We start from the raw sequence: 16,103 nt of genomic DNA on the forward strand, positions 1-16,103 counted from the left end.
CGCCTTCTATGTAATTGCTTACAGAGAATGTAGCTCATACTTTCAGCTGTTGTGTGATTCTAAAGAATTTGAAGTTGTTTCTTCAATAATTAGAATACTAATTCTTCCTTTTTAAAGAAAGAATAGTTCTACATTACAGTCTTGCTTGTGTCAATATGTCAAAGATCTTGTGCTGTTGTTCTGTGTGTTCTGAGGCAATGCCTCAGAAGCATAGAACAGCGTGGTGGAGGATAAGGGCTTGAACCTTTATGTGAGCCTTAAACTCTAAACTCCTACATTTATATAATACAGAGTGCAGTGAGTACAAGAAGAAAAATGAACCAAAGGTTCTTTTATTTATCTTGATTACCGTTAACTTGTTGACTTGTATACTTAAATACTTATCAACTAAATCAACGAATAAGCGAACTCTCCAGAAAGGAGGTGTTCCAGCCGCACCTTCCGGTACGGCTACCTTGTTACGACTTAGCCCCAATCACCAGTTTTGCCCTAGGCCGATCCTTGCGGTCACGGACTTCAGGCACCCCCGGCTTTCATGGCTTGACGGGCGGTGTGTACAAGGCCCGGGAACGTATTCACCGCGCCATGGCTGATGCGCGATTACTAGCGAATCCAGCTTCGTGGGGTCGGGTTGCAGACCCCAGTCCGAACTGGGACCGGCTTTCAAGATTTGATGCAATTTGCATTACACCATCCCTCTGTACCGGCCATTGTAACACGTGTGTAGCCCCGGACGTAAGGGCCGTGCTGATTTGACGTCATCCCCACCTTCCTCACACCTTACGGTGGCAGTGTCTCCAGAGTGCCCAGCATAACCTGATGGCAACTGAAGAGAGGGGTTGCGCTCGTTATGGCACTTAAGCCGACACCTCACGGCACGAGCTGACGACAACCATGCAGCACCTTCACAGAGACCCCGAAGGGCGTCATTATCTCTAAATCCTTCCTCTGCAATTCAAGCCCGGGTAAGGTTCCTCGCGTATCATCGAATTAAACCACATGTTCCTCCGCTTGTGCGGGCCCCCGTCAATTCCTTTGAGTTTCACCGTTGCCGGCGTACTCCCCAGGTGGGATGCTTAATGCTTTCGCTTAGCCGCTGATACCAGGTACCAACAGCGGGCATCCATCGTTTACTGTGCGGACTACCAGGGTATCTAATCCTGTTTGATACCCGCACCTTCGAGCTTAAGCGTCAGTTGCGCTCCCGTCAGCTGCCTTCGCAATCGGAGTTCTTCGTCATATCTAAGCATTTCACCGCTACACGACGAATTCCGCCAACGTTGTGCGTACTCAAGGAAACCAGTATGCGCTGCAAGTCAGACGTTGAGCGTCTACATTTCACAACACACTTAATATCCAGCCTACGCTCCCTTTAAACCCAATAAATCCGGATAACGCCTGGACCTTCCGTATTACCGCGGCTGCTGGCACGGAATTAGCCGGTCCTTATTCGTATGGTACCTGCAAATAGGGACACGTCCCTAACTTTATCCCCATACAAAAGCAGTTTACAACCCATAGGGCCGTCATCCTGCACGCTACTTGGCTGGTTCAGACTTACGTCCATTGACCAATATTCCTCACTGCTGCCTCCCGTAGGAGTTTGGACCGTGTCTCAGTTCCAATGTGGGGGACCTTCCTCTCAGAACCCCTACTGATCGTTGCCTTGGTGGGCCGTTACCCCGCCAACAAGCTAATCAGACGCATCCCCATCCATTACCGATAAATCTTTACTTCAAATCTGATGCCGTCATCGAAGACTATGCGGTATTAGTCTGCCTTTCGGCAGGTTATCCCACAGTAATGGGAAGGTTGGATACGCGTTACTCACCCGTGCGCCGGTCGACGTCCAAAGAGTGCAAGCACTCAATGCCGTTTCCCCTCGACTTGCATGTGTTAAGCCTGTAGCTAGCGTTCATCCTGAGCCAGGATCAAACTCTCCATTGTAAAATATGTTTTGGTGATAAGTGATGGGTGATAAATGATAATGGATACCAATATTTCCCAAGCACTCCACCGAGTAACCTCTGTTTCAGAACGCTTATCCTAAAAGTATCAAGTAAAAAGCACCTTTTCTTTTGTTCCTTAATTGTTTTGAGACGATGTCTCAAAAGTAGGAACAACGAATTGATCGGTTCATTTCTTTTACCCATCCATTTGATATAAAACCAAACAGACGCTTCTTGTACTACTTCTCTGTTTATGTAAATCTTTTCAAAGAACTCTTTCTTAAATGCTTTAAGTAACTTGCCAGGTGGCTTGTTTTGTAAAGCGAATGCAAAGGTATAGAGAATTTTTATTCCCACCAAATGTTTTGAAGGAAAATTTTATCAAAAAAGTGTTTTTTCTTCGTTAGAGAGGAAATAAACCCTATTTCACCTTATTATATATGTAAAACCGTGATAATACCTTTTTGTAATCACACCACTATGAGTAATCCCCCTTCAAGGTACTCAACCACTCACAAAAGAGACTTATAACACCCTATTCACTTATTCTTTAAACGATTTTATCAGATGCCAAGCCTCTCTAACCCATAAGACTAAAGAGGAACCAATCAAGATGATAGCCCAATCTTCAAAAGATAGACCACCCTTAACGATATTAAAGAACTTCTGCAGAATAGGAAGTTCCACCATCGCAATTTGTCCTATAAAGATAATTGAGATTATAAAGAGCAATCCACGACACCCCTTGAAATGAAGCGCACTCCGTCCAGTCTCAAAAGCACGCGCATTGAACAGATAGAAGAAATGCGTCATCACAAAGATAGTAAAAATCAAGGTCAACTCGTATGGGCTAAGTCCATTAACCTCACCAAGCTGCAAATGAAGAATATCTCTCAATGCAGTAATATCAGCATGTTCGAAGATATAAAGTAATGCCAACAGCAGCACAAAGAAGAAGCCACCCACCCCTATGATATTCCAGCCCATAGAACGATTGATAATAAAGGCATTCCTATCACGTGGACAATCCTTCATCACTTTCTCCGACGGAGGTAAAGAAGCCAATGCCATTGCCGCAAAGGTATCCATAATAAGATTTACCCACAGCATCTGCGTTACTGTCAGCGGAGACTCCGTACCCATAAACGCACCAGCAAGTACGAGGAAGCAAGCCGCAACATTGACAGTTAGCTGAAAGAGTAAGAAACGTTGTATATTCTGATAAAGCGAACGTCCCCACATCACAGCCTTCCCAATACTACTAAAAGAATTGTCGATAATTGTTATATCCGAAGCCTCCTTAGCAACAGAAGTACCATCACCCATCGAAAGTCCCACATGTGCCGCTTGTAACGCAGGTGCATCGTTGGTTCCATCTCCCGTAACCGCTACCACCTCATTACAACGCTGCAACGATTCCACAAGACGTTTCTTATCCAACGGACGAGCGCGAGAGATAATCTTCAGATCCTTCACACGCTTATCCAATTCATCATCAGAAAGTGCAGCAAAGTCAGGACCACTTATAATATTCTTATCCGTATCACTACTTGTCCACAAGCCTATTTGTCTACCAATCTCCTTAGCCGTCCTTGCGGTATCTCCAGTTACGATCTTCACGTCAATACCCGCCTTCATACATTCAGCGACAGCCTCAGGAACATCACTTCTCACAGGGTCGCTAATTGCGACAATACCCTGGAACGTTAGATTATCAGCGACAACTCTTCCCTCCTTAAAGACCTCCGCCTTACCATCTACAATCTGATAAGCAAAGCCCAACGTTCGCATAGCCTGCTCCTGATAGCCTTCCAACTGATGCTCAATCTCCTCTTTCGGCACATTGCAATCAGTTTGTTTGCAAAGACCATAGACAATCTCTGGCGCACCCTTCACATAGAGAATCTGCTTACCCTCCATCAAAGCAGAGTTGACAAGCACTGCCATATACTTCCGATCTGTAGTAAAAGGGAGTTCATCAACAATCTGTACCGTCTCCCTCAACTCTTGATAAGAAACCTGTTGGTCATTCAACCAAAGAAGCAACGCGCCCTCTGTAGGACTACCCAAAACCTTAAGATTACACGCATCGGTATAATCTATTGAAGCAGTAGAATTGACAGCTATCCCCTCTTTCAACAAGCAAGAAGCAAGACCATCATCTAATCTTTGATTATCTAAAGCATAGAATTGAGTTTGATAAACACGCATCTGGTTCTGTGTCAGCGTACCCGTCTTATCTGTACAGATAACCGTTGTAGCACCCATTGTCTCACAAGCATGCATCTTACGTACAAGATTATTGGTCTTCATCATTCGGCGCATACTATAAGCCAAGCTCAATGTCACAGCCATAGGAAGGCCTTCTGGCACTGCTACAACAATCAATGTTACGGCAATCATCATTGTATTCAGTGCATGAGCAAGCAATCCTGCCATACTCTTATCAGGCATGAGGCAATCGTGGAAAACGATCACACACGCCATCAAAATACAGAAATAAGCTACAGTGCTGATTGTTTTCGAATACCACTTCCAGCCATCAAACTTCCTGATAACAAGCCAAAAGAAGATGATAGTAGGAATGGTTAAAGTCCAAACAATAGGACTCCAATGGAAAAACACCATTAATCTACCTACAATGATAAGTCCTGCAAAGACATAACTTAGTTTAGTTATAAGCACACTCAGTCCATCAAGTTGCTCACTAAGAGGTGTTTTAACGCTATCATCAATTTGTGCAGCCTCAAACACCTTACCGTTTTCGGTCCTATCGCCTACAGCCTCAACCTGAAAGATACCATGCCCCTCCATTACTTTCGTACCACGTAACACCTGGTTCGTTGCGTAGGAAGCATCCTTTTCAAACTCCTCTTCTTTTACCGATTTATAAGCAGGTACGCTCTCTCCATTCAGTGTAGACTCATCAACATGCAATGAGATAGCCTCCAACAACCTACCGTCAGCAGGAATCTCGGCACCCGTATTGATAATAACAATATCACCAACTACAATATCTTTTTTAGCAACAGTTGTTGTATTTCCATTTCTGATGACCTCTACCTCCTCTTCATCGTTCACTTGATTGAGGATAGCAAACTCTTTATCCGCTTTTAATTCAAAGAAGAAAGCAATCGTCGTAGCCAAGAGGATAGCGATAAAAATACCGACAGGCTCGAAGAAAACAGCCGCACCATCTTCACTATGAAGTCCCCAATACTCCCAACAAGAGATAGCAATAGAGAGAAAACCCGCAATAAGCAGAATAATAATCAGTGGATCTTCAAACTTTTCTAAGAACTGTTTCCATAGTGGATTCTTCTCTCGGGGCGTTAACACATTAGCCCCATATTGCTCACGACTCTTCAACACCTCTGTGTCGCTCAATCCTTCATAATGTTTCTTTTGCCTCATAATAATCTTAGCAAGTTTATTTAGATGGAATTAATCATGTCCTACAATTAATAAGTAGATAGCAGTTCTTAGCACTAATTCCTAATCCTTTCATAACTTTATCAACTTTGATATATCTGTTTGCAAAGTTACAAATAATCTGGTTATTATCTGCATTTCTGTAACATTACAAATCATAAAATCATATATTTCTTAATAAACTTCTGAAGTCATCAGTACTAAACGATACTCACTCTCCTATTCTTTTCCTATCCTTTTAGTATTATTGTCATCCCAATACATATATGTTTTTGCGAAACTTAATCATAATGCTATGAATATTGCATAGAAACTATGGTAAAGATAATAAACTTATGAGGAAGAAAAAAAATAATGGAGGAAAAACATTATTCAAGCAAAAATATCACGTTAACATAAGCAATAAACTATCATTATTTAACTTAATAAACATTTGCTATCATACCATTTACCAAGAACACCGTAGCCTTAAACTGAAAGACTTTTCTCAATAGCCATACCATTCCTTCTTTATCAAATTTTCCTTTACTTTGAAGGTTTCACGGCAACAACAGAAAACAGCAATGGTATCTCACCATTCTTTCCTGCGATTTTGAATGTTCCATTATTTTCAGCAGCCATATTTCCAAATAGGTTGAAAGGTGAGTAATCATACTCCCCGAAAGACTGGATCTGTAAGTCATTATTGAGCAAACCATTCAGCACTACAGCTAACCCATGGTTCCACGTAACGGTCTTTTGCCGATTGTCATTTTCCGAATCAGTGTAGGTAGATTCTTCCACAATGTAAGGCTCTTTGCGTGAATAAGCATATCGGACTTGAGAAAAGTTTTCATCGAACATCCACAATACGGGGTGGAATTCCACGATAACAAACTTTCCACCGTCTTTCAGCATTTGTGAAAGTACTTGTCCCCATTGGATTAAGTCTGGCAACCAATTAACTACACCATAAGATGTGTATACAATGTCGAACTTCTGCCCTTTCAACATGATAGGCGCATCATAGATATTGCAGCAACAGAATTGTGCATTCAGCCCTAATTCCTCATTCAACGACTTTGCTGTTTGTATAGCCTCTTCCGAGAAATCCACACCAACGATATTAGCTCCCCTCTTTGACAGGGAAAGCGTATCCATGCCGAAATGGCATTGAAGATGCAGAATAGACTTTCCTCGAACATCTCCTAATAGAGACAAATCCAAGTCAGGAACAGACTTTACCTCTCTTTTAAACTTGTCCAAGTCGTAAAATGAAGAATACAAATGAATTTTTGTTCTTGCATTCCACGCTTCTTTGTTTATCTTATAATAATCTTCCATCATGTATTTCTTATTTATTACCCTTCTCCCAACGTTGAAACCTATCCATAAAGAAGAATGCAGAAAACACACTTAGTATGGTAAGAACAATACCAATAACTGCCCATAGAACCAGTTGTGGGAAAGATAAAACTGTTACTTTTGAGAATTCAGCAAAAGAATAGATGCAGTAAGGCAATGTAAGGAGGCTTGTAATGATAACGGGCACATACTTTCGATATACAATCCACTGCACAATATGCATTAATAGGTGAACGGAATATCCTGTCAATGCAGCAAACCACCATTGATATTGACCTGTCCAAACCGAGCAAAACGAAACAACAGAAATAAGTATGAACTCGTGAGCAGTACCAACGGCAAAGGTCGAAGTGGAATAATCGAAAGGTCCTTGTCGAGTAAAAAACGATGCGATTTTAGGAAATCGTTTTTTCAATTCTTCCCTATTTCTGTCAATCCAACGCCTAAACATAATAATTTCCTCGTAATCATGAACCATAAACACGAAAGGAAGAAGCATCATTATTAAGTTTATTTTTGCCATAATTTCTCTTGTTATTTATTTCAAACTACCATACTGTCTCTTCCAATCCTCTAAAGTGATTTTGGTAAAATGCTCTGTGCGAACCTCATTTAACAGTGGAACAGTCTTATTGTCTTCTGTATGACTGTAAACGAATCCGCATTTCTCTTGTACTCGTTTCGATTTCTCGTTGCCATCGTAGTACCCACACCAAACTGTAGTTTTCCCTAAATCCTCAAACGCATACCGAAGCAATTCGTTTACGGCTTCAGGTATCAAGCCTTGTCCCCAATAGGGCTCACCAATCCAATAACCTATTTCACACTCATTGTCTGTCATTTGTGCGCTTTTGATTTCACTTCTTGCAGTCATTATTCCAACGCTGCCGACAGCTTCTCCAGTTTCTTTCAACACAACTGCATAGGTTTCAGGAGCAGAGAGTACTGCCTTTATTATTTCACGACTGTTCTCTACACTTGTATGTGGTGGCCAACCAGCAATCGGACCAACGTCTGGATTCCGAGCATACTTGTATAATGCTTCAGCATCGCTTTCTTTCCACGCTCTCAATATTAGGCGTTTTGTTTGCAGTTCCATACTTTTTTCTTATACTTTATCTGTTTTAATGTCTAAAGAAGTCAAGCTTTCTATTTCTTGTGGCGATAGATAAAGTCCGAGCTTTCGGTTTATTCTCTCATACACAAGTTTTGTATAACAGAACTTTTCGTTGATGGTTGCTTTCAACGAATCGTCTATGCCTTCATATTCTTAACCATCTCCTTCTTGCGAAAGACTATCTGCAACCTTTTCTTTTAGCTCGGTTTGACATTGTTTAATAGTCTTTCCTGCCGTTTCAATGACGATACGGCTTTTGTGCCACTCGTGATATTCTCGGTTTTCGATGTCATCCCACACAGGGAGATTCATATTTGCTACTTCTGTATTTCTCTGTTCTGCACGCTTTTTGTGTTCTGTCTTATCCGAACATATAACCTCAATATTTACAAAACGACAGTTGTTATTGACAGCAACCTCTTCCCATTCTCGCCTTGTCAGTTCAATAGGGTTACAACTATCAGCCACGACATTGTTGCCCAATTGCAGATTGTCAGCTGCCATACGATATGCCAACCGATAGCCTTCTCCCTCAACATTGATACGACATAGATCTTTCAATCCTTGTTCTATAGTATCAATACGCAGATAAACAGCTCCAAACTCTTTTACTAAAAATCTTGCAAGTGTGGATTTGCCAACTGCTGGTAGTCCAGAGAAAATAAAAAGAATGGCTTTGCGCATTGTAATATTCATTTTAGCAGCTTGGCTGCGAGTTTGTAAGTAAATGAAATTCGAGGATTGGATAAATCCCATCGTTTCACTTCCTGCCATACCAATTCTGCGTGCTTCTTGCTTATATCTCTTAAAGCATTTCCTACGGATTTCCGAAGATATTCGCTTTCGTGTGCCTTATGCTTAGCAATGAGAGCAATAGCCACCGATGGATTTTCTTTGAAATACGGGCGACTTGTCCAAATCCTCAGTCCCTCAGTTACAGCACGGATAACATTTGGATTATCGTCTGTTATCCATTCCTCTATGAGAGGTAAAGAAACTTCATACCCTCTATGTCGGCACACCTCATCGAAAGCCTTTGCAAGCATTTCCTGCACTCGCCAATTCTCATCAGTGCTTACTCGCTCTTTCAGAAAACGAAGTGCGTTATTATCTTCTGTTGCCAATCTGCCCAATATCGTTGTTGCCAACATTCGGGCTTGATAGGCTTCGTGATTAAACAACGTGAGTGCAAGTTCAAAACATTGTTCTTTCGGATACGTAGAAACCAGCTCGTCAGCCCCATCAATAATATGCTGAAAACCATGTTCTATTAGCAGTATTTTGTTCAAGACATTATCTATCCCCATTGTTATAAATCCTTTCTAAGATAAATCATATCTACAAGTGATATAGATTCTTCGAAAATGGAAGGTCATAAATTGTCCGTAAAATAATTTATCCAATGAAACTATGGCAAAGATAATAAATTATGAGGAAGAAAAGAAATGATAGAAGGGGAAACATTAATCAGCCAAAAACATCACATTAATTTAAGCAATAAATTACCATTATTTAACTTAACATGGTCACATTTGTTATCTTACTATTTACCAATAACTCAGTATCTTTGCATTAGAAATAATAAAAATCAGTAACAAAGTTATGGCAAATAAGATGAAAGACTTTCTCCCAGCAATTGAGATGGAGAAAATGCAGGCAATGCTTGAGCTTGAAGAAAAGTACGAAACAGGACAGCTCTCATTAGAAGAGGCACGCGAAGTGATGAAGACAAAGATAGGAAAGATTCGCCCTTATCACCTTGCCTTCATCGAACAGAACATGAAGTCGCGTGAGGACGACGAGTGTATCCGTGCAGACATGCGCAAGATTATCGAACTCGTTGAAGGTTTCATGGACTACAGCCGCCCTGATGTACCAGAGGATCACCCACTCTCACATTATTATAAAGAGAATGACGAGATGCGAAGACTGCTCCTTGCGGTCGAGGATCTTGTACAATATCCTGTCATTAAAAACCAGTGGTTAGAACTCTACGACCAGATTCGTCAGTATCCTATCCACTATCACCGTAAGCAGAATCAGCTCTACCCACTTTTGGAGAAGAAAGGATTCGACCGCCCAACGACAACAATGTGGAACTTTGACGACATCGTTCGTGATGAGATTAAGGATTCACTCCGACTCTTAGAGGCTGGCGAAGATGAAGCTTTCATCGCTAAACAAAATGAGCTTATCGCCTATGCACGCGACTTGATGGAAAAGGAGGAGACTATCCTCTACCCTACTTCATACGCTCTTATCTCGGCAGAGGAGTTTGAGGACATGAAGTCGGGCGACCAAGAGATTGGTTTTGCCTTCTTCAAAGTAGACACACCATCAACACCCAACACTCAACACTCAACACCTCAAAAGGGCTTTGCAGAAGACCTGCAGGCATTACTCAGCAAGTATGGCTACTCTGCAGGTCCACAGCAGGAGTTGGATGTGGCAACAGGTAAGCTGACCTTAGAGCAGATAAACCTTATCTATAAGCATCTGCCAGTAGACATCTCTTTCGTAGACGAAAACGAGTTGGTGAAGTTCTATTCAGATACCGACCATCGTATCTTCCCAAGATCAAAGAATGTCATCGGACGACAGGTCTCTAATTGTCACCCACGTAAGAGCGTACACATCGTTGAGGAAATCGTAGAGAAGTTCCGTAGTGGCGAACAAGATAAAGCCGAATTCTGGATTAACAAGCCAGAAGTATTTATCTACATCGTTTACTTTGCTGTGCGCGATGCAGAAGGCCGCTTCCGTGGTGTACTCGAGATGATGCAGGACTGTACACATATCCGTGAGCTGACAGGTTCACAGACCTTGCTGACATGGGCTGGGAAAGAAGAGAAAAGTGCTGCGAATACTACTTCTTCTGACAATGAAGGCGACGAAGCGTCTGCTGCACAATCAAACGCACCTATTGAGATAACACCAGACACCCGTCTGAAAGACCTCTTTGCAGCTTATCCAAATCTGAAGAAAGAACTTGCTTCTCGCTATCCATCTTTCAAAATGCTAAACACACCATTGGGTAAATTAATTCTCAAGAAAGCTACTGTCCGCACCGCTTCAGAGCGTTCAGGGTTGGGCGAAGAGAAGTTTATCAATTTACTAAAGGAGTGCATCAAAGACGCCTAAGGTGGTCTTTTCACTCATTGTGTAACAGATTGTTTCTCAATAGAATCTCTTTAGGATGCACATTTCGTGCATCCTTTTTTTTGCTTCAGCGTTTTCATCCTAACTCATTAGCATCGATAAGCAACGTGTTAACGCCTAACACCAATGGTGCGGAGCGTCCGCACCATTGGTGCGCAGGGTCAACACTATTTGAATAGTGCCTTTGTGATGAGCATACTAATAAGAGATTTATGTCCGATTAGCGATTTCAGGGAATAGAGAATCTTTCTCTTTCTATTCTATACATGTCCTTATAATCCGTTATCGTTCCCCCACTTGAAAAACTATCTTTTACACTTCATACTTGCAAGGTTCAAAGAAAATACGTACTTTTGCGTACAAGAATTACGCATTATGACAAGAAAGATATTTCAATTATTAAGCTTGGGCTTGATACTTTTTGGTGTCACAGCCTGCAAGCAAGAAAAGAAATCAAACGATATTATCACAAAGATAGCACCTAAACCAAAGGTACCAAGCGGTCCACAACCAATGACCGATTTCAAGTATGAGAAGAAGATAGAATGGATGGGTAGTACCTATACGATTCGTATCCACCGCTTTGCAGACAAGTCATTGTCAATCGTCAGCGATGAAGACGGACGTAAATACTACGATAATAAGTTCCAGGTACAGATTCTCCGTCAAGATGGTTCATCTTTTTATGAGCGTACACTTACGAAAGATGATTTCAGAGAATATACTGATAACCAATATGGTAAGGATGGTGCACTGATTGGTTTCATGTTCGACCGTGCAGAGGGTAACAAACTCTACTTTGGTGCGAGTGTGGGTTCACCTGATCCAAAGAGCGATGAGTATGTGCCATTGGATGTAACCATCGATAATATGAGCCGCATGCGAATCAGTAAGGCTACACAACTTGATACGCCAAGCGACCAACCACAACAACAACCAAAGAGTGAGTTGGAGAAAGCTGAGGAAGAGGGGGTGTAAAAAGCCTCCCCCGACCCCTCCGAAAGGAGGGGAGCCCAAATAGATTAAAGTGGGGTACAGTGAAGTTGATAAATAGATAAGGGTAAAACTCAAAGGTTAAACCTCAAAGTTCAAAGGTTAAACGCAAATCATAAAGTTCAAAGGTCAAACCTCAAAGTTCAAAGGCTTACCCTTCTCTCACAAAGTCAAGGGCTTCCTTAACTTCATCCTCACTGACAGACTGGTTGATACGGACATCACCAACACCACCTAAGAGCGTGACATTGATTTCATTACCACGATTCTTTTTATCATGATGCATGAACTCAATGAGCTTAGGATAATCATTACACGTAATAGGTAATGTACCATAATACTCACGAATGAAGTTGACCGTCTGGCGCATACGCTCAGTTGGGAAGCCAGTCTTCACAACAGACAGATAAAGCTCAGCTATCAAACCGAAAGCTACTGCATAACCATGGAGGATTGGATGGTTTTCTAATGCCCATGACTCAAAAGCATGACCGAAGGTATGTCCGAGATTCAAAGCCTTTCTAATACCTTTCTCCTGTGGGTCTTCCGCTACAATACGTTCCTTTACCCTAACACTCTTACCAAGCATTGCGCTCAACTGCTGCAAGTCTGGCTGTGCAAGATTAAAGTTTATCAGCTCTGCCCACATTGCTTCATCAGCTATCAAACCATGTTTCAACATCTCAGCATAACCACTTCGGATGTTTGCCGTATCGAGTGTTTTAAGCCACTCGGTATTAAGGAGAACGACATCAGCCTCACTAAACACGCCAATCTCATTCTTCAATCCTCCGAAGTTCACACCCGTCTTACCGCCCACACTGGCATCTACCATCGCAAGCAACGTGGTTGGAATATTAATAAAGTTGATACCACGCTTGAAAGTTGAAGCCGCAAAGCCACCAAGATCGGTCACCATACCACCACCAAGATTGATAAGCAAAGAGTGGCGCGTAGCACCTCCCTGCTGCAATGCTTCCCATACATGAGCTACCGTATCAACCGTCTTACTACTGTCAGTCGTACCAATCGTAATTACTTGTGCTCCTTTCAGACAGAAGTCATCCTTGACAAGTTCCCAGCACTTATCACGTGTCGTTTCATCAACGAGTACAAAGATCTTATCCTTCTCACATTCTGAGATGGCTGTAGCCAATTCACACTTGAACTGTTTTGATATAATAATATTCTGTCCCATAAGCTTTCTCCTTTAATATTCAATACAAAAATACGGTTTTTCCTACCACTAACAGACGAAACAGAACCTATATTTCACACTCTTTAATACTGATAACTCAAATATTGCGCAGATTGCTTTCCCTATGTGCAATAAATCAAAAGATAAAATATAATCGAATAAAAAGAATACTCTATCATTCATTCCGACAAAATTTAACATTATTTTAACTTTTAAAGAAGCAAGTTATTTCAACTTTTGATTTTATAAGGTAGATTAGACATAAATTCAAGCAACAACTTAAAAATGAAAATGATTTAGTAAATTTGCAGTATTAACTAAAAAGGAATGAATATGAAAAAGAATCCATTACTTTATATTGTCCTCATCCTTGGAATAGTGTTAGGTACATTCTCTTTGCAATCTTGCTTAAACGATGATGATACTGATTACCCTACCAATATTCCTAATGCACTTGTGACAATCAAGACAAATAGTTCCACTGGACAGGTCTACTTCCAGTTAAATGATGAGACCACAATTCTTCCTACGAACATGAAGACTTCTCCTTATGGTAAAAAGGAACTGCGAGCACTTACGAACATCAAAGTTCAGGACGGAAAGACTGAAGGATACTCAAAGAGTGCATATGTAAACCGGCTCGACACTATACTTACTAAGAATATGGCACCAACTCTTGGTAAACAAAACGAAACAGTATATGGAAAAGACCCTGTAGAAATAGTCAAGGACTGGACAACTGTGGTAGAGGACGGATACCTGACTTTACGTTTCAGAACCTACTTCGGTAATGGGAAAAAACATGTGGTGAATCTTGTCAAAGGAGACAATCCTTACGAAGTTGTACTCCATCATAATGCTTCTGGCGACACAAAGGGTTTGATTCGTGACGGACTTGTAGCATTCAGACTTAGTGATCTTCCTGACACACAAGGGAAAACAGTGAACCTGACATTGAAGTGGCAATCATTCTCAGGTGTAAAAACAGTCAAATTCAAATACAAAAGCCGTAAATAGTACAGAGGAAAATCCACTGCTTGTCAATGGGATTATTTGGGAATAATAGAGAACAGTATATTATAAGCCTTTTTGAAAAAGGTGATGCACTCGCCATGGATAAACTCTATGGCGAGTATGCTGATTATTTAGCAAAAGTGTGTTCGAGGTATATTGGAAACCAAGAAGATAGACATGATGTTTTACAAGAAGCTTTCATCAGAATATTTACTAAGATACATACTTTTGAATATCGAGGGAAGGGGTCATTAAAAGCTTGGCTCACGAAGATTGTAGTTAACGAATCTCTTCACTTTCTCAGAGACAATGACCCAGCTATTTTCATAGACAAGGCGACTGACATACCTGATTGTAGTACTGAGAACCCTGATATTGACAGTATGTCTATAACACAGATAACAGAAACAATACTTAAACTACCACCAGGCTACAGAGCTGTCTTCAACCTATATGTGGTAGAAGGCAAAAGTCACAAGGAGATAGCAGAAATACTCAACATCAAACCAGATACATCTGCATCACAATTCCACAAGGCAAGGAATATGCTTGCGAAGATGCTGAAAGAGCAAAATAAATAGAATTAAAAGTATGAAAGAAGATTGGCTTGACACATTGCGTACACGCATTCAGAATGAATGTGATGTAAAGGCACCAGATGGTCTTCTCAATGATATCAAACAGGAGATGAACCGTCGTGGAGTTACTCCTATGCGCTCTACTCGGCAGAAGGCAAGCGTAGTACCTTTGTGGACCTATCGTGTTGCCTCTGCTGCAGCTATAATAGGTATCGGAATTTTTCTAAGTCACTTGCTTTTTGACCACACATCTCTTCCGAAGCAGTGCGCAACAATTATAAACAATAAGATAAAGAATGTTCAGCCTTCCCAAATTAGAAGTATAACTCAAGAGAACTATGTAACAAACTCCGTAAAGTTAGCTGTTGCTACTCATCAAAGTATACAGAATCCACTTGTTAACAACAACTTGTCTGGCAATACGGTCTACAATAAAGAAGAAGAAAAAGAAACGACTACAGATAATAATAATGTCACAGAAACTCAAGAAACAACCAATAAGACAAGACAAGACAAGATAGAAAATGTTGATAAACAACAGACTACAAAACCACAGTCGTGGGGGAATTCGGAAAGAATCTACGCAACAAATGCGAAGAAGAATGATCCATCATCTCGCTTCTGCATAGGAACTTCCTATAATTATGGTACGGGAACTTCCCATAATTCTGACAAGATGCTATTGCCAGTAGCAAACCCTTATGGTGACTATGACCCAGAATTCTCTGGAAGAAACATACAAGACAGCCCAATAGGTACAAAAGATAGAAGAACGAGGACTAAACACCACCAACCAATAAAGTTAGGTGTTTCCATAAGGTATAATATCAACAATCGGTGGAGCCTACAGACAGGACTCAATTACAGTCGACTTGCTTCCGACTTCTCTTATGAAAAGAGAGGAACAGAATATGCCGTAGAACAAAAACTGCAATACGTCGGCATACCTGTAAATGCAAGTTACAGTTTCATTAAGACCAAAAGGTTCAATGTTTATGCGACTGCAGGTGCTGAAATAGAGAAACTCGTGAAAGGTGAAGTCAACTTATCTGCTGAAGCCATGTCACAAATAACTCCGACACATACAACTATTAAAGAGGGTAGACCAGTATTCTCAACCGCTCTTTCCATTGGAGGAGAGCTCAGAATTAGCAAAGATGTCAGTGCTTATATTGAGCCTGGAATAAGCCATCACTTCAATAATGGGAGCAACGTTGAGAGTATTTACAAGGACAAGCCTACCAACTTCAATCTTAATATGGGTGTCAGAATCAACTTAAACAAGTAGGAATAAAATAAGACTTATTTCTAAAGTTTCC

13 protein-coding genes and 1 rRNA gene are annotated in these 16,103 nt (G+C 41.1%); 5 read left to right on the plus strand and 9 right to left on the minus strand.

Features of this window, described 5'->3' with window-relative positions:
• Positions 1–416 precede the first annotated feature (416 nt).
• From FIU21_RS02470 to FIU21_RS02505, 8 genes are all read right to left on the minus strand, one after another.
• A 16S ribosomal RNA gene (locus FIU21_RS02470) occupies positions 417–1,947 on the minus strand.
• 545 nt (positions 1,948–2,492) lie between these two features.
• Positions 2,493–5,366: a cation-translocating P-type ATPase gene (locus FIU21_RS02475; RefSeq protein WP_496109402.1), complete on the minus strand. Its 2,874-nt coding sequence runs from the start codon at positions 5,364–5,366 to the stop codon at positions 2,493–2,495.
• A gap of 540 nt (positions 5,367–5,906) precedes the next feature.
• Positions 5,907–6,704: a class I SAM-dependent methyltransferase gene (locus FIU21_RS02480; protein ID WP_036885867.1), complete on the minus strand. Its 798-nt coding sequence runs from the start codon at positions 6,702–6,704 to the stop codon at positions 5,907–5,909.
• Between the two features lie 10 nt (positions 6,705–6,714).
• Positions 6,715–7,248 carry an HXXEE domain-containing protein gene (locus FIU21_RS02485; protein WP_004359404.1) on the minus strand — a complete coding sequence of 178 codons (534 nt, stop codon included), beginning with the start codon at positions 7,246–7,248 and terminating at the stop codon, positions 6,715–6,717.
• Positions 7,249–7,263: 15 nt separating this feature from the next.
• Positions 7,264–7,824 (minus strand): GNAT family N-acetyltransferase, encoded by a 561-nt coding sequence (locus FIU21_RS02490; protein ID WP_004359403.1) that lies wholly within the window; start codon positions 7,822–7,824, stop codon positions 7,264–7,266.
• A 9-nt stretch (positions 7,825–7,833) separates the two neighbouring features.
• Positions 7,834–7,929 (minus strand): hypothetical protein, encoded by a 96-nt coding sequence (locus FIU21_RS13510; RefSeq protein ID WP_436972087.1) that lies wholly within the window; start codon positions 7,927–7,929, stop codon positions 7,834–7,836.
• Positions 7,930–7,995: 66 nt separating this feature from the next.
• Positions 7,996–8,538, minus strand: coding sequence for a P-loop nucleotide/nucleoside kinase family protein (locus FIU21_RS02500; RefSeq protein ID WP_021671978.1), 543 nt, complete (start codon positions 8,536–8,538; stop codon positions 7,996–7,998).
• Positions 8,535–9,149 (minus strand): DNA alkylation repair protein, encoded by a 615-nt coding sequence (locus FIU21_RS02505; protein WP_004359401.1) that lies wholly within the window; start codon positions 9,147–9,149, stop codon positions 8,535–8,537. The genes FIU21_RS02500 and FIU21_RS02505 overlap by 4 nt, the downstream gene beginning before the upstream one ends.
• 295 nt (positions 9,150–9,444) lie before the next feature.
• Between FIU21_RS02505 and FIU21_RS02510 the strand changes: the two genes are divergently transcribed.
• Together FIU21_RS02510 and FIU21_RS02515 are read left to right on the plus strand one after the other, a co-directional pair.
• Complete coding sequence (locus FIU21_RS02510; RefSeq protein ID WP_004359400.1) at positions 9,445–10,983, plus strand: DUF438 domain-containing protein; 1,539 nt, start codon at positions 9,445–9,447, stop codon at positions 10,981–10,983.
• A 393-nt stretch (positions 10,984–11,376) separates the two neighbouring features.
• Positions 11,377–11,979 carry a DUF4738 domain-containing protein gene (locus FIU21_RS02515; RefSeq protein ID WP_004359399.1) on the plus strand — a complete coding sequence of 201 codons (603 nt, stop codon included), beginning with the start codon at positions 11,377–11,379 and terminating at the stop codon, positions 11,977–11,979.
• Between the two features lie 166 nt (positions 11,980–12,145).
• Here the strand turns inward: FIU21_RS02515 and aroB are convergent, their stop codons facing one another.
• The gene (gene aroB / locus FIU21_RS02520; RefSeq protein WP_004359398.1) at positions 12,146–13,192 is read right to left on the minus strand and encodes a 3-dehydroquinate synthase; all 1,047 of its coding nucleotides are present in this window, start codon (positions 13,190–13,192) and stop codon (positions 12,146–12,148) included.
• A gap of 333 nt (positions 13,193–13,525) precedes the next feature.
• Between aroB and FIU21_RS02525 the strand changes: the two genes are divergently transcribed.
• The 3 genes from FIU21_RS02525 to FIU21_RS02535 are packed head-to-tail and all read left to right on the plus strand — an operon-like array spanning position 13,526 to position 16,072.
• Positions 13,526–14,209 carry a NigD1/NigD2 family lipoprotein gene (locus FIU21_RS02525; RefSeq protein WP_036885891.1) on the plus strand — a complete coding sequence of 228 codons (684 nt, stop codon included), beginning with the start codon at positions 13,526–13,528 and terminating at the stop codon, positions 14,207–14,209.
• A gap of 26 nt (positions 14,210–14,235) precedes the next feature.
• Entirely contained in the window at positions 14,236–14,787 is a 552-nt protein-coding gene (locus FIU21_RS02530) for an RNA polymerase sigma factor (protein ID WP_004359396.1), read from the plus strand.
• Positions 14,788–14,797: 10 nt separating this feature from the next.
• Positions 14,798–16,072 carry a porin family protein gene (locus FIU21_RS02535; RefSeq protein ID WP_004359395.1) on the plus strand — a complete coding sequence of 425 codons (1,275 nt, stop codon included), beginning with the start codon at positions 14,798–14,800 and terminating at the stop codon, positions 16,070–16,072.
• The last annotated feature ends 31 nt before the right edge of the window (positions 16,073–16,103 follow it).

The organism is Prevotella melaninogenica (assembly GCF_013267595.1).
Lineage (GTDB): Bacteria > Bacteroidota > Bacteroidia > Bacteroidales > Bacteroidaceae > Prevotella > Prevotella melaninogenica_D.